We start from the raw sequence: 19574 nt of genomic DNA on the forward strand, positions 1-19574 counted from the left end.
TTTCGCAACAAACTAAAACAGATTGAATTATACAGATTGAATTATGATGAAAACAAGTATGACTTATGACCAGTACATTCCTACCCATATCCTTTTCGGTGTAGGACAGTTGAACAATCTCCATGCACAGCCATTGCCTGGCAAACGGGCATTGTTTGTCATCTCTAATGGAAAATCAACCCGTGCAAACGGTTATCTCGCACGTACCGAAGAACAACTTCATAAGGCTGGCGTAGAAACCGAAGTATTCGATGGCATTGCCCCTAATCCAACTGTAGCAAATGCGGATGCAGCTGCCCATTGTTGCCATAACCACTACAGCCGGAACGGGTATATCGTATGAATCATAATAACCATATCACCCGACGCGAGGCTCTCAAAAAGATGGGAGCCGTCGCCGTTGGTGCTGCATTAGGAGCCAGTGGACTTAATGCTTTTGAAAGTTTAAATGTAACAGAGAATCAGAAAATGAAAGTACTGGCAATAAACGGTAGTTCACGAAAGGATGGGAATACGGCAGATATGTTGAATTTGGTTTTAAAGGAACTGGAAAAACAAGGATATGAAACAGAACATATCCAACTGGCTGGTCAGACTATCCATCCGTGTAGGGCATGTTTTGCATGTAGCGGGAAAAAGAATTGCGTTTTCGGTGACGACAGTTTTCAAGAACTATATCGAAAAATGACCGAAGCCGATGGCATCCTGTTGGGCTCACCTACCTATTCGGCAGATGTCTCATCCACGCTGAAAGCAGTCATCGAGCGTGCCAGCGTGGTGAGTGACACCAATCCGGGTATGTTTCGACACAAGGTCTGCGGAACGGTAGCTGTGGCACGGAGAGGCGGTGCAATGAATGTCATTGACACGCTCAACCACTTCTTTCTGAACAAAGAAACCTACCTGGTAGGCTCTACATATTGGAATATAGCCTATGGTCGTCTGCCAGGAGAAGCGTTGAAAGATGAGGAAGGTGTTGCTAATATGAAAAATTTGGGGCAGAATATGGCATGGCTATTAGAAAAGATAAAATGAATTTACATCCTAAAGTCTTAACGGGTCATTGTATATTGATGGCAGTCATCATTCGCATGGCCGCCATTTTGCTATATGAAACTTAAATAAATTAAAGCACACCTCTACAAATGTGAATAATTCTTCGTACCCCACTGAAAGCCAAACGGTTTACATTACTCTCCTAAATCCATCCGAAATCAGGTGAGTTCTGCTTTCTTTGAATCATTGGAAACAACAATGATATCTACTTGGCGATAATCTTATAGTTGTGATTTGCTTTCATTTTTCTATCTTTGCCGCCAAATCAAATAAATTATGGAACAAACCACTCAACTTAACGAACACCACAAGCAGGAATATCCTCCCATGCATACCTGCGAACACATTGTCAACCGCACGATGGTGAATCTTTTCGGATGCGGACGGGCGGTATCGGCCCACATCGAACGGAAAAAAAGCAAACTTGATTTCGCGCTTCCACAGGCTCCCTCAGACGAAGACATCACCCGCATTGAGAATACGGTCAACGAAGTCATCGCCCGTCATCTGCCGGTGACCACGGAATTCACCACCCAAGAAGATGCCGCCGGACGCTTCGACCTGAAACGCCTGCCCGAAGGGGCCTCCGACACGGTGCGCGTGGTACACGTGGGCGACTACGACGAATGTCTGTGCATCGGACTGCACGTGGAGAATACCTCAGAAATCGGCACGTTCAAAATCATCAGCCACGACTACAAGGACGGCATCTTCCGGATGCGTTTCAAACTGGTTTAAACCGCACGTATTATGGCAAAGAAAAAAAGAAGTTCTTCCACCGGCTCGTTAAAGGGTTTCATCCTCCTGTTGCTGATTCTCGGTGGAGGGGTATACTTCTACCAGAACCAGCAAAACCTGCCCGAAGCAAAAGGGCTGGAAAAAGGAATCTCGGAAACACTGGAAGAGGCCCGGGAAAAAGTATCACAACGAGTCACCAAGGAGGCGACAGAGGAAACCGCTTCGCCGTCGGCCACGAACCGCATCGGCAGCAAACTGGAGATTCCGGTCGTGCTGAAGAAACGGGAGGAAATCCAGCTGCAACGCACGGGCTACACGGTGTCGTACAATAATTTCTACAAGACGCCCAACTGGGTGGCCTGGGAACTGACCCGCCAGGAAACGAAGGGAAACGAGGAACGGAAAAACCGCTTCGTACCCGACCCGGACCTGCCTGAACCGCGCGTGGAGCATGCAGACTATACGCACTCCGGTTACGACCGGGGGCACATGGCACCGGCTGCCGATATGAAGTGGAGCAAAAAGGCGATGGAAGAATCGTTCTACATGAGCAACATCTGTCCGCAGAACCAGAAGCTGAACCGTGATGACTGGGGCGATTTGGAAGAACTGTGCCGCAGCTGGGCACGAAAATATGGCACGGTGTACATTGCCTGCGGCCCGATTTACGACCAGAAACAGCCGAAGCGTATCGGAGAGCATCGGGTGGCCGTACCCGACCGGTTCTTCAAGGTGGTACTGATTTACAACCGGAAAAATCCCATCGCCATGGGCTTCCTGTTCGACAACAAGGCCCATCATCAGGCCCTGCAAAAATACCTGGTACCGGTCGATTCTGTAGAAAAAGTGACGGGCATGGATTTCTTCTCCAAGCTGCCCGATGACGTGGAAAACCGTATAGAGGCCGAACTGCCGGCACTGCCTTCAGGAAGATGAAGGCAGACCGGCCACCGGTCACTCTGTTTATTCTTCTGCCTTGTATTCTTCAATGCAAAAACGGTTGATGGTGCAATGCACGGAATCGTAGCTGGAACGATAGGCCACCACCTTTACGGCCATTCCATCGTTGGCCTCCAGCAGGTACTCGTTCGTTCCGGTCGTATTCATCCGGTACCACATGCCGTTCTGCCCGTAGAATATCCGTAAAGGATTTTCCGACGTATAATCCCAGCTGATACGGTAAAGTCCGGTTTCTCCCTTGTGGAAGGAGAAAGTGCAGGAATTCTCATCGTAGTCCAGGTAATCCAGCGAAGTGACTTCGTCCTTGTAGAAGTTCAATACAGCCGCTTCGTCCAAGGTATCATATTCGAGCCGGATATAATTCTCCGGCTCACATTTGTATCTGAAAGTTTCTCCCAAATGCAGTTTGGGAAGTGGAGTGTAACTGTTCACGTCGTCTTTTTCGCATGCGAACAAGAAAAACAAGGCACACAGGCACATTCCCACATATAGCAATTTTTTCATCGCGCGTTATTTTATTCCTCTTCACATCCCCCACCCAATGCATGGTAGAGGGTTATCACACTTTTAATCTCTGAGTTCCGGTCGGCCACCAGCGATAACCGTGCCGTCAGCAACGACTGGCGGGCCGTCAGTACCTCCAGGTAATTTATCGTCCCATGCTCCATCAGCAGTTCCGTATCGTGCAGGGCATCCGATAAGTGCCCCACCTGCTGCTGGTCGAGCTCCGTTTTCCGCCGGGCTGTCTGCCACTGGTTCAGGGCATTGTTCACCTCCGTACCGGCATCCAGCAACGTCTGCTGGAACTGGAGCAAAGCCTCTTCCTGCTGCGCCTTACTGATTTTCAGGTTGGCTATCAGTTGCCCGCGCTGAAAGAGGGGTTGTACCAGCGAGCCCACCGCCTGTAGCAGCCAAGCCCCCGGGTTCGTCACCAACGCTCCTCCGCTGTTGGTCCATCCGGCCGCACCGCTCAACGTCACACTGGGATAGAAGCTGGAACGTGCCTGATTGGTGGCATAAAAGGCCTGCTTGAGCGTGGCCTCTGCCTGCCTTACGTCGGGACGACCGGCCAGCAAATCCAGCGGCACCCCTACCGACAGGGTCTGCGGGAAATTCACCTCGCTGAGTGTGCCGCGTGCAATGTGCTGCGGAGTCCAGAAAAGCAGACTGCAAAGACTGTTCTCCATCTCGGTCACCTGTTGCCGCAAGTCGAGCAAAGACGCTTCCGTATTCAAACGGGAGGCCTCCGCCTGATTCACCGTCGCACGGTCGGCCTGTCCGGCCCGCATCAGGGCATTCAGGCTACGGATGTATTCTTTCCAGCTTTCCACTGTTTCTTCCGTCACAGCCACCTGCTCATCGAGCATCAGCAAGGTGTAATAACTTTCCGCCACCGTGGCAATCAGCTGGGTCTGTACCGCCTGCCGATACGCCTCGCTCTGTTCCAATGCCGCCCGTTCTTTCCGTTTGGCATTGGTCAGCTTCCCAAAGAAATCCAGTTCCCAACTGGCAGAAGCTCCCAACGTGTAGGTTTTGGTGGGTTTGCTCCCGTCGTAACTGCTCAACGCCCCTTCCGGGTCCAGCTGTGCAGACGGCAGGTAGGCCTGCTTGGCCGAAACCAGGGAAGCCCGTGCTTCCTCCACTTTCAGGCGAGCCACGTTCAAATCCGTATTGGCCTCCAGAGCCCGTTCAATAAGCTGTTGCAAAGAAACGTCGGTAAACAATTCCTGCCATTTCAAATCTCCCAGTGAGGAGGTGGTATCCACCTCCTCCGGGAGCGTTCCAAACAGTCCGTCGGTTTGCACTTCCGGCTGCTGGTATTGGGTATAGATGCCGCACCCGGTCAGCATACTGCCCAGGCAAACGAGCATTCCTAAATGACTTATATTTTTCTGCATATCAAAATCGTCTTTAGTAGATTAACTATTTCCGCCCGGACCTCAGGCATCCGTATCCTCTTCTCTATGTCGGCGCGGCATCACCTTTTCCTCAATCACCTGGAACACGGCAAACAACACCGGCACCACAAACAGCAGGGCTACCGTACCGACCAGCATTCCTCCTACCGTACCGACACCCAACGAACGGTTTCCGTTGGCTCCGGCTCCCGTAGCGACAATCAGCGGGAACAAACCGATAATCATGGTCAGCGCCGTCATCAGAATCGGACGCAGACGGACTCCGGCAGCCGCCACGGCAGCCTGCACAATGCTCATTCCCTGCCGGCGACGGGCAGAAGCGTATTCGGTCAGCAAGATGGCTGTCTTTGCCAGCAAACCAATCAACATAATCAATCCGGTCTGCATGTAAATGTTGTTCTCCAATCCGAAGCACTTGGCAAACAGGAAGCTTCCCATCAGTCCGAAAGGCACGGCCAGAATCACCACCATCGGGATAAAGAGACTCTCATACAATGAGCACAGAATCAAGTAGATGAACACGATACAGATAATGAAGATAATCACGGTATTTCCCGTACTGCCGGATTCCTCACGCGTAATACCGCTGAACTCATACCCATAGCCGGTAGGCAAAGTCTGCGCTGCCACCTCCTCGATGGCTGCAATGGCATCTCCCGAACTGTATCCGTCGGCCGGCATTCCGTTCACCGGAATGGAAGTGTACATGTTGAACCGTGTCAGCGTTTCTGCCCCGTACACCTTGGTCAGGGTGATGAACTGTCCCACGGGTGCCATGGCCCCGCTTTCGGTCCGTACGAACATGTTGTTGAGCGACTCCTTGTCCAGACGATAATCCTTGCGTGCCTGAATCATGACACGGTACAGCTTGGAGAAACGGTTCAAGTTAGAGGAATAGTTACCACCGATGTATCCGGAAAGCACACTCAACACATCGGACGTGGTGACACCGGCCCGCTGGCACTTCGCGGCATCCACCTCTACCATATACTGCGGGAACTTCGTATCGAAAGTGGTGTAGGCCATGGAAATTTCAGGACGCTTGTTGAGGGCCGCAATGAAATTCTGGGTGTACTTCTGCAAATCGTCCACACTGCCTCCGGCACGGTCCTGCACATACATCTCGAAACCGCTACCCATACCGTATCCCATGATGGTAGGCTGGGCAAAGGCAAAAATCTTGGCCGACTTAATGTCTGCCGTATGCTGATAGATGGCAGAAATCACCGCATTGATATTGTCCTCTGCTTTCTCCCGTTCATCCCAATGCTTCAGCTTGATAATCAGCATTCCTCCCGAAGCGGCCTGTCCGCCCATCATGCTGTAACCTGTCACATTGGAATACGTCTTTATCTGCGGAATCTCACGGATACGCTTGTCAATCATTCCCATCGTCTTGCGGGTCTGTGCCAGACTGCTTCCGGGAGGGATGGTCACATTGACAAAGACCGTACCCATGTCCTCATCCGGCACCAGTCCCGTCTTTGTGGTCCGCATGAAGAAAACCAACAAAGCACAAACTGCCACCAAGGAAACCCAGGCAATCCATTTCCGCCGCAGGAAGAACGAAACGCCATTTTTGTATTTCAGCACCAAGCGGTTGAACGAGGCCTCAAAGGCATGGTGGAAACGGGAAGAAAAGCTCAATTTCTCGCCCGTCGTCTTGTCCATGTGGGGCGTCATAATCAGGGCACACAATGCCGGACTGAGGGTCAAGGCATTGATGGCCGAGATACCCACTGCCACCGCCATGGTCAGACCGAACTGCGTGTAGAACACCCCACTGGTGCCTCCCATGAACGAAGTAGGAATAAATACCGCCATGAATACCAATGAGGTAGTGACAATGGCTGCAGAGATGCCGTCCATGGCAGCCACCGTCGCCTTATAAGGAGAGCGGTAACCTTCGTCAAACTTGGCCTGCACGGCCTCCACCACCACGATGGCATCGTCCACCACCGTACCAATCACCAGTACCAGGGCAAAGAGGGTCAGCAGGTTCAGACTGAATCCGGCCACATAGAGGAAGGCAAACGTACCCACCAGCGACACGATAATAGAGATTGACGGAATGATGGTGGAACGTACACTCTGCAAGAAGAAATAAACCACCAATACCACCAAAATGATGGCTTCAATCAAGGTCTTCACCACCTCATGCACCGACGCATCCAGGAAGTCCTTCGTACTCATCAGGTCGGTCAGCACCAGCCCTTTGGGCAAGTCTTTCGAGATTTCTGCCATCAAAGCATCCACCTCCTTCACAATCTCGTTGGCATTCGAGCCGGCGGTCTGCGAAATCATACACGTAGCACCGGGGTGGCCCGCAATCTGGCTGTTATAGGCATAAGTCTGGGCACCCAGTTCCACTTCGGCCACATCCTTCAGGCGGAGCACTTCACCTGTCGGCAAGGCCTTGAGCACCATGTTGCCAAACTCTTCTGCCGTTTCATACCGACCCCGGTACTTGAGCGTGTATTGAAATGTATTTTCGGAATCCTCGCCCAGCGTACCTGTAGCCGCTTCCACGTTCTGGTCGTCGAGCAAAGCGATGACATCGGCTGGCACCAGCTGATGCTGGGCCATCTTCTGGGGATTCATCCAGATACGCATGGCATAATCCCCTCCCATCACGTTCACATTTCCGACGCCCGTGATACGGGAAAGACGAGGTTCTACGTTAATCTTGAAATAGTTGTTGATAAAATTCTGGTCGTAACTGTCGTCGGGACTGTACAATGCCAGAATCTTCACCATACTGTTCTGGCGTTTTTCCACGGTAACTCCCACTTTGGTTACCTCCGCCGGCAACAGTCCTTCTGCTTCCGACACACGGTTCTTCGTGTTGACGGTCGCCATGTCCGGATCGGTTCCCTGCGCAAAATACACCGTAATGGAAGCCGACCCCGTATTGGTTGCCGTGGAAGTCATATATGTCATGTTCTCTACCCCGTTGATGGCTTCTTCCAGCGGAGCGATGACACTCTTCAGCACCGTTTCTGCATTGGCACCGGTATAAGTGGTAGACACCATGATGGTAGGCGGTGCAATGTCGGGATACTGCTCCATGGGAAGATTGCTCAGACCGATGATTCCCAATATCAGAATCAGCACGGAAATGGCACACGACAAGATAGGCCGGTCGATAAAAGTCTTCAGTTTCATAGCACCCTCCTATTTTTCAGTATGTACGGAAAGAATCTGCGTATTTTCCTGAATCAATCCTGCACCTTCGGCCACAATCACGTCGCCTTCCTGCAAGCCACTCTCTACAATGTATTCCTGTCCGTTGTTCAGCGGGAAGACTGTCACCTGAGCCGATTCGGCTTTGCCTTCCTTGTTCACCTTATACACATACACCTTGTCCTGGATTTCGAAAGTGGCTTCCTGCGGAACCACCAGCACATCGTTCTTGGTATAAGGCAGTACCAGCGTGGCCGTACTTCCATTGCGCAACATGCCTTCCGGATTGGGGAACACAGCCCGCAGACTGATGGCTCCGGTTTCCGTATCGATGGTACCGCTGATGGCATCCACCGTACCCTCATGGGCATACGCCGTACCGTCGCTCAGCAACAACGACACTTTAGGCATGCCCGCCAACGCCTTTTCCACACTGCCATACTGGCGGACCAGCGACAGTATCTGGTTTTCTGTAAGGGAAAAATACACATAAATTTCCTCGTCGTCGGAGACCGTCAGCAGCGGAGTGGTGATGGACGAGTTGACCAAGGCCCCTACTCGATAGGAAGACATGCCTGCCACTCCGTTCACCGGGCTTCGTACTACGGTATAAGAAAGGTCGTTGCGGGCATTGGTCTCGGCTGCCTTGGCCTGTGCCAGACTGGCTTCTGCTTCCAGCAAGGAATTCCGTGCCGTCTGGCGGTCAAAATCAGAAACCACCTTTTCCTTGAAGAGTTCCTCCTTGCTGTCCGAGGTCAGACGGGCCGTAGCTACCGCCGCTTCCGCACTCTTCACATTGGCCGCTGCCGTCTGCAAGGCTGCCTGATAGGGCACCTGGTCGATGACAAAGAGCACCTGCCCTTTCTGCACCTTGGCCCCTTCCTTCACGCAAATGTCGGTAATCGTACCGCTCACCTGCGGACGGATTTCCACACTCTGCCTTCCCTTTACCACCGCCGAGTAGCTGTTGGTGAGAAGACGATTCTCTTTTTTTACGGTCATGGTCTTGTATCCGCCCTCCTGCGAAGTACCGGCCGACTGTGTACAAGCCGTCAGCAGTCCCAGCAAAATCACAAGACACGTTCCGACAAAAACAAATGCTTTTTTCATCTTGTTCTCTTTTTAGTTGATTTGACTCATTCTGTTGTTATAGCAAGTGCAAATTTAGAAGCCTGCTCTACCAAGGCATTTGTCCCAATCCTAAGAACATTTGTCCGAATCCTCTCTTTAGCATTTATTCTGTTTACGATTTCTAAAACATACAAAAAGACTTTCAGACATAGATTTATGTACGTACTTTAGACGCGCAAATACAATACAACCATACAATAAGATGAGAGAATATGCTTTTACCAAATGGCTTCAGCCATTGTCTTCCGAAGGGGAAAAAGAGGAAGGAATGATTTACAACGAGCTGATGGGCCTTTTTCATGTACAAGGCGAAGAGGTTTTCCGGAAGGGTACCATCGACACCCAGCACACGGTTTCCCTGCTCATGCTAAAAGGAGAACTCAGTCTGCAAATGCCCGAGGGGCGCATGGCTATCCAGGCTCCCGCCTACATTGAATTTATCGAACCTCACCAATGGACCGATCTGAAAACCGATGCCCAGTTTGAAGGTCGCCTGCTCATCACCCGCCGGGAACTCTTCCTGCAGGCGGCAGAATGTATCCGACCGAGGGTTACGCCTTACATTTACCGATATGTACAAGCGCCCTTCCTTACGCTAAAGGAAGACGACATCTCCCGTATCGGTGTCCTGTTCGATATCCTGCGGCACACCCTTGCACAGACAGAAAACAATTTTCAGCATGAAATTCTGGAGAACACGCTCCGTTCCCTGGTACTGGAAATCTGGAACATCATTTTCCGTACCTATAAACAGGAAAGCGAAGAAGAGCCCGTCCTCCCATGGGACGATACGCTTCCCCGCTTTCTTTACCTGATGCATACCCACTGCCGCTTTCATCACACCGTGAGATGGTATGCCGACCAGCTCTGTGTGTCACCCGATGCCCTGTCGGCCAAACTGAGAAAGGCCTACCATAAATCGGCCAACCAGCTCATCAATGAAAGCCTGATGGAAGAGGCCAAAATCTGCCTCCTCAATCCAGCCTATACCGTACAGGACGTGGCCGAAAAACTCTGTTTCGCCGACCAGGCCGCATTCAGCAAGTTCTTCAAGCGTCACAGCGGCATGTCGCCCGGCCGGTTCAAGAAACAGTTATAGAAAGACACAACCTGCTCCTTACAGGTTGACTTCCGTCACCACCTGTCCGTCGAAGAGGTTGATCACGCGGTCGGCAAAACCGGCATCGTGCTGCGAGTGTGTCACCATCACGATGGTAGTGCCTTCCTTGTGCAACTCGGTCAGCAGCCCCATCACTTCCCGTCCGTTCTTGGAATCCAGGTTACCGGTAGGTTCGTCGGCCAGAATCAGTTTCGGGCCCGACACTACCGCACGGGCAATGGCCACACGCTGTTGCTGACCGCCCGACAACTGCTGCGGGAAGTGTTTGGCCCGATGCGTAATCCCCATCCGTTCCATGGCTGCCTCCACCTTCCGCTTACGTTCTGCCGAAGGCACTCCCAGATACAGCAAGGGCAGTTCGATGTTCTCATATACGTTCAATTCATCAATCAGATTGAAGCTCTGGAACACGAAGCCAATCACGCCCTTACGCAAGGAGGTACGCTGCGATTCGGTGTAGCTGCCCACTTCCACCCCGTTCAGGTAATACTTTCCGCCAGTGGGGTTGTCCAGCAATCCCAAGATGTTCAGCAAGGTAGATTTTCCACAACCGGAAGGGCCCATAATGGCCACGAACTCCCCTTCTTTTACTTCGATACTTACATTATTCAATGCCCAAGTTTCCACCTCATCCGTGCGGAACACTTTCTGTAAATTTTCTGTCTTAATCATACGCTTAAAATTTAATTGAATCACATTTATTGACTATTTATTATTAATTATCTTGTTTCATACACTCTACCGGATTTACCCGACTCAATATCCAACCTTGCAGACAGACGATAAGCGCTGAAACGCCCCACACCACTAGCAACGGCCACACAAAGATACCGGCCGAAAGCGGGGCACGGTAGGCAAACTGCTCCAGCCAATGCAGCATGAGCCACCCGCCAACGGGCATGGCCACCACATAGGCTACGATAGCATAGAGGCAGAACGGCTTGTTGAGCAGCCAAATGATTTGCCCACGTGTCGCTCCATGTACCTTGCGGATGCTGATTTCACGTATCCGCTGACGGGTGGCGTACCAGGCAATACCAAACAACCCGAAACCTGTCAGCAACAGACCAATGACAGCATAGAACGTCAGGATATGCGACAAGGAAAGCACTTTCTGATTGCGTGCCATAAACTCCTGATGCATGTCCGTGTATCTGAAAGGCTGGTTGGGATTCATCTCATTCCATACCGTCTCTATCTGCCGCAAGGCCTCCTCACGGCTTTCCGGACGAAGACGAAGCTGCAGATAGAATCCTTTCTGCAAGTCACTTGCCGACAGCAGTGTGATGACAAGGGGCGTTACGGCTTCCTCCAGTGAATTGACGGAAAAATCACGCACCACACCACCTATCACAGCCAAGCTGTCTTGTGTTTCCCTTTCGAACTCACGCAAGGCATGTCCGACCACTTCCGTACCCACAGGCACCAACAGCCGGACAAAACTCTCGTTCACCAATACCGGAGAGACCTGACGCTCCAACAAGCGGGAAGGAGATTCTCCACTCAACTGTTCAATGCGCAAGGTACGCAATAAAGTGGAGTCGCCTTCCAAGGTCAGCAGATTGGTACGCACTTCCTTTCCACCGGGACGCTGCACGTTCAACTGACGTATCCAGGCACTGAGTACCGAAGCCTTGGAAAGTGTCATGGATTCAATGCCTTTCACCCGTTTCTCCAGTTCCGCCTTGAAAGGAGCCAACGGAGCTCCAAAGGCATCCCCTATCTCAATGCAGCCTTCGTAACGCGAAGCCCGCTGGCGGGTCAGTTCCATCTGGTTGCGGGCTGTCAGCGTAGCCAGCAACAAACCGATGGAAATCACAAACTGCACCGTTACCAGTACTGCCACAAATCGCTGCTTGCGCCGGCCACTGTAAAGCGTACGGTATTCCGTGAACGACAAGCGTGACAAGCGATAGCTGATATACCAGGCCGGTATTACCGACATCAACAGAATAAACAACAGCAACCACGGCAGCATCTGACTACTGAAGAAGAACGTCATGGTCAACCGCGAACCCAACAAGTCATTAAACAGTGACAAGCAATCGTTCACCAGCAAAATGGACAGCCCGAACGCCAGTACCACCGTCAGGAAAGCATCCCCGAAAAGTTGCAGACGGATATTGCGCAAGGTAGCCCCCATCAATTTCTCCACATGAATCATACGCAGCTGTTGCAGCAAGCGGCTCAAACTCATGTTGGTATAGTTGCAGCAGGCAATGACCAGTATCAGTACGGCTGCCAGCAGACTGATGTAGAGAGTCTGGACAGGTGTCTGACTGACAAAGTCGAGCGTCTGCTGAGAAGCATCGTCGGGAGTCGTGAAACAAATGGCATCCAGCGGGTCCAAGTAATATTTCGTCTGACCGGGCATCAGTGTAGGCACCTTGTCCACATTCAGTTTATCAGCCAAACGAGCAGCATCCGTACCCGGAGTCAGCTTCAGCAGTGTAAGACCACCCCAGAAGAAATCAGGGTCGTGTGCTATCAGCATATCAAACTGCAGAAGTGATTGTTCGCGTTTCTTGAGCACTGCCGCCACTTCGTACGTACGGACCTCTCCAAAGCGGAAATGTGCCTCCACCTGCTTTCCTACCGCTTGTTTCTCTCCGAAAAGGCGACGGGCACAAGCCTCACTCAACGCCACTTTTCCCGGTTGACAAAGTACCTGACTTAAACTACCTTCTTCCGTACAGTAATCAAAAAAGCTCGTCAGGGTCGTATCGGCCGACAACATCTTAAAATCACCTTCCACCTTCTGTTCGTTCACCTTGCAGTAAAGCAAATCCAGTTTCCCTAACCGAAGAAAATCCTCTACCTCGGCATAGTTTTGCTTCAGCTGTGGAGGAATCTCTGCTCCGGCAAAGGCCACTCGTTTCCCCTCCGTCATCGGGTCATCCTGCCGCAGGAAAAACATACGGCCACGGTCCGGATTATGCCCTTCCAACCCATGCTCATGCACAAAGTACGTCACCAGCAAGTTGGTACAGGCCAATCCCAATGCCAGACTGGCTACCGAAACAAGGAAAAACACCTTGTTCCGCCACCAGCTTCGCAAAATCATTTTCAGTGTGACATTCAGTATCATCCATTGTCAATTTTAGTACGTTATTATTCTGTCAGACGGATACCTTCGATATAGTATCCCCCTTCCACGTGCTCGCCTTCCGAAAAGTCAAACCAACGGGTATCTTTCGGCAGCGGAGCAAAATAGAGCGTGAAATCCATTTCTCCGCTATCGGGCATAAACACTTGCTCGTCTATCGCGAAACCTTCACTGCGCAGGAGCGGATAGTTCACCCCCTTGTCCGACATCAAGAAAGTCGCTTTGTCCAGCCGAATCCAATAGTTTGGAATATACCGTGCATGCACGCGAAGCACCGTAGCCGAGTCTGTCAGTTCCACCTGACGGATGGTCAGCACATCCACTTTCTCTGTTTTCTTCCGCGGATGATGCACCAGTTTGTGACCGTCTTTCCATTCGATACGCATCGGCTGTTTGGGAGCCAACATGCCTTTGACTTTCAGCTTCAACAGCCCTTTTCCATATCCACTCCAGCTGTCAACTACCTTTCCCTCCGGAGAAATCAACACAAAATGGGGAATACCTCTGACGCCATAACGGGCATACAATCCATTGGTTTCCTCCAAATCGTTCCAGTTATTCCAAGTCATGGCATGCGCTTTAGAAGCCTCTTCCCATCCTTTCCGGTTCTCAATGCTCAAACTGACCACCTCCAAGCTGTCCTTGTACATCTCGCTGATTTCTTTCAGCTCCGGCTGCGACATCATGCAAGGGCCACATCCCCGGCTCCAGAAATCCAGCAGGACGTATTTTCCGCGAAACTCTGCCAAGTGGTGAACCTTGCCTTCCAAATCATACATATCCGCATCGACAGCTTCCTCGCCCGCCTTGACCACGGTCGGCGAATTTAAAGTCAGGTACACGCTCTTCCCTTCAAAAGTCTCTTTCTGTGCGGCATCCAGACGGTCGTACAACTGCTGCACGTCTTCCTTATACGGATAGTCTTTACGGAACTTCACCGACATCCCCATATGGTACAGTTCATCCATCCAGACGGCATTGACCGGCGACTGTTTCATAAGTGCGATAGTATGCTGCGTAATCTGATCGCTCACCTTATCCGTCAGTTGTTGCAGACTGTCTACCTTTGCACGAGCCTGTTCCTTGTTTCCTCCCTGTGCAGCCGACCTCATCAGCTCAAACTTCTGCATGGACAACCGCTGAAACTCTTCCCATTCCTTGCGGGAAGCCTGCATCAGCTGCTGCTGGAACTGTTGTTCCTTCACATCGCTCTCTACTTTCCAAGAGTAAATATACGGATTTTCTCCCTGTACGAGCAAACGACTTCCGGGATTCACCCACAAGCTGAGCGACATGGGTGGAAAACTCGTCTTGTCATGTGCCATCAAATCATAGCGTTCCAGCCCGTTTCCAGCGGTAGTCAGCTCAAAACGGAATGTGCCGTTCCGCAACGTGTCGGTAGCCGCCATACTCCCTACATTCCCCTCTCGCTTCATCAAACTGAACACGGTTCCGTCGGGAATGTGCTTCAACTGTCCTTCCACCACAAATTTCTCTTGTGCCTGCGCTCCCAATGCACCTAAGAGCAGACAGGCTAATACTTGCTTTCTCATGGTTATTTATTCATTTTAGGTTATTATACTATTATTATATCACTCCCTCTTGATTTCTTCTGCCGGATTCAACCGCATCACCCGGAATATTTGCCAGCATGCAGTCAGTCCCACCAAACAGGCAACTACGACAAACAGACAGACTCCCCAAGCCCAACCGTAAACGGACTGCAAGCCGGAATCGCTCAATGCCTGAATCATGGCAAGCCTCAGCACCGGATAAGTCACCCCGAAAGCTATCAGAAAAATCAAGGCATACCCTCGTGCGAATAGCAAACCGATGTTCCATGGGGAAGCCCCATTTATTTTACGAATGGCCACTTCCTTTCGTCGGGTTTCCGCATCCATCACCACCGATGAATATACGCTCAAAACCACTAGCAAGATACTAATGCCTGCCAGTATTCCCATGGCATATTTCATCATTCCGATGGTAGCTGTGTCTGTTTGCCGGACATCACTGAACTTTCGAATGTGTAACGGCAAGGTCTCCGGAACATACTGGCGACACAAAGCAATCACTCGTTTCGTTACTTTATCTACCTCGCTACCGGATGCTATTTTCAGCAAACAAGTAGTTGCCTGAGAAGAAGGGAAGAATACCGACAAGTTCATCCGTCCATCCAGTATCACCTGCTTATAAAGTTCATGATACACCCCTGCAATCCGGTAACTTCTTCCATCAAGCATCACCGTACCTTCTGCATGTTCAGCCTGTAACAAGCGGGCAAACGCCTCATTGACATATACATACCCTTCCGCTTCTGCATCCATCCGTTTCCCAGCCAGCGGAATATGGAAAAAATCAAAATAAGCCGGATCTCCCTGAGCTACAGCAACCCGTACCTCTGAATGATCTGCCTTCTGATAGGAGGTATAAAGATAGGAAGATAGATTTCCATCTAAAGTTTCATCCCCCAGTGTAACCAAACGTTCAATTTCAGGCAAAGCAGTCAGTTCTGAACGAATCTCATCCCAATGTTGACGAATACGTTCCGTATCCAAAGAAAGAGAAAGGCTCCGTTCCTCTTCTGCCGTAGCCAAAGGAGCATAAGTCTTTCCAAACAGTTCTGTATATGACAAATGCACCACCATCACCGCTCCAAGGAAGAAAATGCACACCGCCAGTTGGACCCCAATCATCAGGGAACGAAAAACATGTTTCCCGCGATTGAACTGAATCTGATGAATCAGACTCACTCTACGCACCCGCCACACCGGAATCAATAACAGAGGAACGCAAAGCAACAAGGTACCCAAATACACCAGTGTATGCAGACCGTAGACAGACGAAGCAGACATCCAGACTATATTCTCCGAAGGCAACCAAGTACGGGCCAGCGGAATTGCCACCTCTCCCATTATCAAAGAAAGGAACCAGGCAATGGTCAGCATGATGAACACTTCAGAAAACAACAACCAGAAGATACCTTTTGAATCGGAGCCCACACATTTACGTAAAGCCAGCTCCCGCTGACGGGCATAAAACATTTGAAATGTAAACTTCAGGAAATTAATCAGTCCCGACAGCAGAATCAAGGAAGAAATGAAGAGCAAGAAAAAACGGGCCAAGTCTATATTCCTGCTTTCCTCCAGTTCTTTTAAAGAAAAGGCCTTCACATGCATCACCTCCTCTCCACGTATCCAATTCATCCCCGCCAAACGCTTTTTCAGCGCTTCCGGAGACACTCCCTGCTCACAAAGAGCATAGACTTGCAGCCACGCTTTCGGTTTCAATGACAAAGGGAACCAACATTCTGTCCTCGGCGAGCCGCCTTTTTCATTTTCGGCCACTACATTCACAATCGAATAATCCGTAATACCGTTGGCGGAAGTCTGAGAAGCAATCCGGACCACCCGACCGACCGGATTGTCACCGCCAGCTATCCTTCGAGCAAAAGCAGCAGACACAATGATTTCATCTTCTCTTTCCGGCAAGCGGGCCCCATAAAGCAAAGGTAATTTCCAAAACAGAAAAGCTGAAGGATTTGCCGTTTTATAAGTCACCTGATACGGGGTTTCATTCCCATCTATTCCTACCACCTCCACGTCTATATGGGCCTCATAGGAAAAGGCTGAGATAGAATCCAGCATACCTGTAACCTGGCTTTCCAGCCTCCGGACATCTTCTTCATAGAAAGGAATATCACCGGCAAAATCCTTTTTACTAATATTCAGTTGCATAGCCCGTTCGCCTCCTATATAATCAGCCTTTTCACTCATTACGCTTACAAAACGAATCATAAGCGAAAAAGCCAAGACGCCTACCGCCAGACACAAAGCCGAGACTATATGCTGAAACTTATATTTCCACAAATTGCGGAAAGCCACTTTCAAATAATGTGCAACCATTTTTTTATATCTCTTAAAGCTACATAACCATGTTATCTCATCACTCCCTCTTGATTTCTTCTGCCGGATTCACCCGGGACACCTGCCAAATGCGGAAAGCTATCGTGAGGGCGACGAACAAGGAGACACTCAGGAAGAGGCAAAAATAGAAAGCCACCCCATGCCGGAAGAACACTGTGTACAAGGTACTAAACTGCCTCAACAAGAATTCAACCAGCGCAAATCCCCACACAGCCGTCACCGTCAGTAAAGTCACATAAAGCCGGGCAAACAGCCAGATTATCTGACACATTCCGGCACCGTTAATTTTTCGGATAGCCATCTCCTTCCGCCGATATTCCGTGTCGATGGTCACGGCTGAATACACGCCCAACAACGAAATCACCAGCACCACTACCGAAAAGAACAATACAATTCCGCGGAGCTTGAACTCAAGCGCCTGTGACTCACGGATGTCGTCCATGAACGTGCTGACCTTCACTTCCACACTTTCCGGCAACGTTTTTTTCAGTATCTTCCGGACCTCTTGAGATACGGTTTCCGTCTGCCCCTCCTTACATTTCACATAACAATGCCCACAGTAATCGTCGAACCCGCTCAGAAGGAATATAAATCCTTCACTATCATAATACACACTGGACACAAATGTCTGGCACACTCCTTTAACCGTGTAGGCATCTCCGTCATAATTATAAAGCGGTTTCCCCATGATGTCCTTTCCGAGACGACGAGACAAAGCCTCGTCTATCACCAAATCGGACGATTCACGCAGCGTATGTCCCGACCGCATCGGAATGTGCATGAAACGAAAGAAACCGGGAGTTACACGCATCACATTTACATCCACATAACTGTCTTTATTGTCTTTCTCCGTATACATACCCGAACCGGAAACGCCTCCCAAATAAGTGATGTCGGCCGGAAGTACCTCTTCGACTCCCGACAAGTTTTTAAACTGATGTATCAGATCCTGCTTCTGCACGGTATTCATAAAAGAAAAATCCATCGGAATGCTCAAAATCTGCTTTTTCTCCTCCAAGCTCAATGTCCCGAACAAGGTACGTCCCGTTTTATCCGATTGCAGATAAAGTGCCGCTGCCAGTGAGATAAAGACCCAACAGATGAACAACTGCGCTCCCAACAACAGATTCCGCAGCCGTCTCTTTCCTCCCCGGTGTACACCGCCCGATACCCCCGCATGCACCTGCGTGCGACGTACCTTCCACACGACTATTCCACACACCCAAGCACATACTCCCAACAGGCCAGCCAGATACTCAAAGCACTGTACCATCAGCAGAGAAGCGTCAAACTGCAAAGACAAACCGGCCATTTCCAGTCTCAACCAGGGAGCCATCACCTCGATGCAGACACCAGTCAACAAGCCGGCCAGCAAAACCAACAAGGCAGACTGTGTGAACAGTTGGACGAAAAGACTGCCTCCGGATGCTCCCGCCATTCTCCGGATACTGAATTCACGCATACGAGTAAGAAAAGACCCCACGAGCAGATGAAAGAAATTGAGCAAGGCCACCAGCAAAATCAATACCCCGGCTACCATCGTAGTCCATACCATCGTACGAAGCAGTCCCCCATTCCAGCCCCTATCTCCCATCGGATGAGCTTCCACCGCAAAGCTTGTATCATGCATCCGATGCGTCTGTTTGCTGCGATAAAACCACTCATTGAGTTGCTCCGGAGTAAAACCTTTACGCAGCAACGCATACGTAAAGGAACTGATAATGGCATAACGGGCATCATTCTGGATGATTCCTTCCGAATCGTTGAGGGAAAACATATCCAGATGCTCCATAAAAGCAATACTGTTGTTCTCTGGAATATCCTCAATCACTGCCTGAATGGTATAAACTGTTCCCCCGGTACGTGGAGTAGAATCCGGCGAAGTGTACAACCGGCGCATCAGTACCAGCTGTTTTCCTACCGCCTGGCGAATATCCCCATATACCCGGCGTGCCATGCTCTCACTCACGACCAATGAATTTGGCATCATCTTGCTCACTTCAGCCGAACCGCACAAAATTTGAGGAGTCAATACTTGAAAAAAGGAAGAATCCGTCTCTGCCACGAAAAAGGTATAAGGTAACTGCTTCCCGTCGGGCATCTCCACGTTGAAAGGCCGTTCTATCGGTGAATAATCCACCACACATAATGCCTCAATCCCATCCGGCTTTTGAAGACGCAGTTCCTCGGCCAACGTCGCAGGAGTATAATTCAACACCTTCCCTTCTTTCATGTCACGAATATTGAGTTCGGCAATCCGTTCATAGTTTGCAAAACAATGATTCATGCTGAAAGCATAACGAACCACGTAGAGACAAATGCTGAAACACAGCAAGGCCACCCCTACTCCGACCAACGCAATCAGATGCTGTGTCTTATATTTCCACAAATTGCGGAAAGCTACTTTCAAATAATGTGCAATCATCATAAATTCA

General features: G+C 50.3%; 14 protein-coding genes. 5 read left to right on the forward strand and 9 right to left on the reverse strand.

What is annotated here, in order from left to right:
* Positions 1-43 precede the first annotated feature (43 nt).
* From OIM59_RS09345 to OIM59_RS09360, 4 genes are all read left to right on the forward strand, one after another.
* Positions 44-343 (forward strand): iron-containing alcohol dehydrogenase, encoded by a 300-nt coding sequence (locus OIM59_RS09345; RefSeq protein WP_308772606.1) that lies wholly within the window; start codon positions 44-46, stop codon positions 341-343.
* A complete protein-coding gene (locus OIM59_RS09350) occupies positions 340-1035 on the forward strand; it encodes a flavodoxin family protein (RefSeq protein WP_299168818.1) in 696 nt (231 codons plus the stop codon). The genes OIM59_RS09345 and OIM59_RS09350 overlap by 4 nt, the downstream gene beginning before the upstream one ends.
* Before the next feature lie 297 nt (positions 1036-1332).
* Complete coding sequence (locus OIM59_RS09355) at positions 1333-1794, forward strand: hypothetical protein (RefSeq protein ID WP_072542892.1); 462 nt, start codon at positions 1333-1335, stop codon at positions 1792-1794.
* A gap of 12 nt (positions 1795-1806) precedes the next feature.
* Positions 1807-2730 (forward strand): DNA/RNA non-specific endonuclease, encoded by a 924-nt coding sequence (locus tag OIM59_RS09360; RefSeq protein WP_303896382.1) that lies wholly within the window; start codon positions 1807-1809, stop codon positions 2728-2730.
* Between the two features lie 27 nt (positions 2731-2757).
* On the opposite strand, the gene OIM59_RS09365 is transcribed toward OIM59_RS09360, so the two are convergent.
* The 4 genes from OIM59_RS09365 to OIM59_RS09380 are packed head-to-tail and all read right to left on the reverse strand — an operon-like array spanning position 2758 to position 8966.
* Positions 2758-3258, reverse strand: coding sequence for a hypothetical protein (locus tag OIM59_RS09365; protein WP_299168809.1), 501 nt, complete (start codon positions 3256-3258; stop codon positions 2758-2760).
* An 11-nt stretch (positions 3259-3269) separates the two neighbouring features.
* Entirely contained in the window at positions 3270-4652 is a 1383-nt protein-coding gene (locus OIM59_RS09370; RefSeq protein ID WP_299168807.1) for a TolC family protein, read from the reverse strand.
* A gap of 42 nt (positions 4653-4694) precedes the next feature.
* A complete protein-coding gene (locus tag OIM59_RS09375; protein WP_303896385.1) occupies positions 4695-7838 on the reverse strand; it encodes an efflux RND transporter permease subunit in 3144 nt (1047 codons plus the stop codon).
* A 9-nt stretch (positions 7839-7847) separates the two neighbouring features.
* Positions 7848-8966, reverse strand: coding sequence for an efflux RND transporter periplasmic adaptor subunit (locus OIM59_RS09380; protein ID WP_299168802.1), 1119 nt, complete (start codon positions 8964-8966; stop codon positions 7848-7850).
* A gap of 223 nt (positions 8967-9189) precedes the next feature.
* Here OIM59_RS09380 and OIM59_RS09385 point away from each other — a divergent pair, with 223 nt between their 5' ends.
* Positions 9190-10086, forward strand: a complete 897-nt coding sequence (locus OIM59_RS09385; protein ID WP_299168799.1) for an AraC family transcriptional regulator — start codon at positions 9190-9192, stop codon at positions 10084-10086.
* Positions 10087-10104: 18 nt separating this feature from the next.
* Here the strand turns inward: OIM59_RS09385 and OIM59_RS09390 are convergent, their stop codons facing one another.
* From OIM59_RS09390 to OIM59_RS09410, 5 genes are read right to left on the reverse strand one after another with little or no spacing between them, the layout of a single operon-like run.
* Entirely contained in the window at positions 10105-10779 is a 675-nt protein-coding gene (locus OIM59_RS09390) for an ABC transporter ATP-binding protein (protein ID WP_072542899.1), read from the reverse strand.
* A gap of 43 nt (positions 10780-10822) precedes the next feature.
* The gene (locus OIM59_RS09395) at positions 10823-13195 is read right to left on the reverse strand and encodes an ABC transporter permease (RefSeq protein ID WP_303896387.1); all 2373 of its coding nucleotides are present in this window, start codon (positions 13193-13195) and stop codon (positions 10823-10825) included.
* Positions 13196-13218: 23 nt separating this feature from the next.
* Positions 13219-14766 (reverse strand): TlpA disulfide reductase family protein, encoded by a 1548-nt coding sequence (locus OIM59_RS09400; protein WP_299168793.1) that lies wholly within the window; start codon positions 14764-14766, stop codon positions 13219-13221.
* A gap of 39 nt (positions 14767-14805) precedes the next feature.
* Positions 14806-17118: an ABC transporter permease gene (locus OIM59_RS09405; protein WP_299168790.1), complete on the reverse strand. Its 2313-nt coding sequence runs from the start codon at positions 17116-17118 to the stop codon at positions 14806-14808.
* A gap of 40 nt (positions 17119-17158) precedes the next feature.
* Positions 17159-19567 (reverse strand): FtsX-like permease family protein, encoded by a 2409-nt coding sequence (locus tag OIM59_RS09410; RefSeq protein WP_299168787.1) that lies wholly within the window; start codon positions 19565-19567, stop codon positions 17159-17161.
* Between the last annotated feature and the right edge of the window lie 7 nt (positions 19568-19574).

It is taken from the genome of Bacteroides mediterraneensis (assembly GCF_025993685.1).
GTDB lineage: Bacteria > Bacteroidota > Bacteroidia > Bacteroidales > Bacteroidaceae > Phocaeicola > Phocaeicola mediterraneensis_A.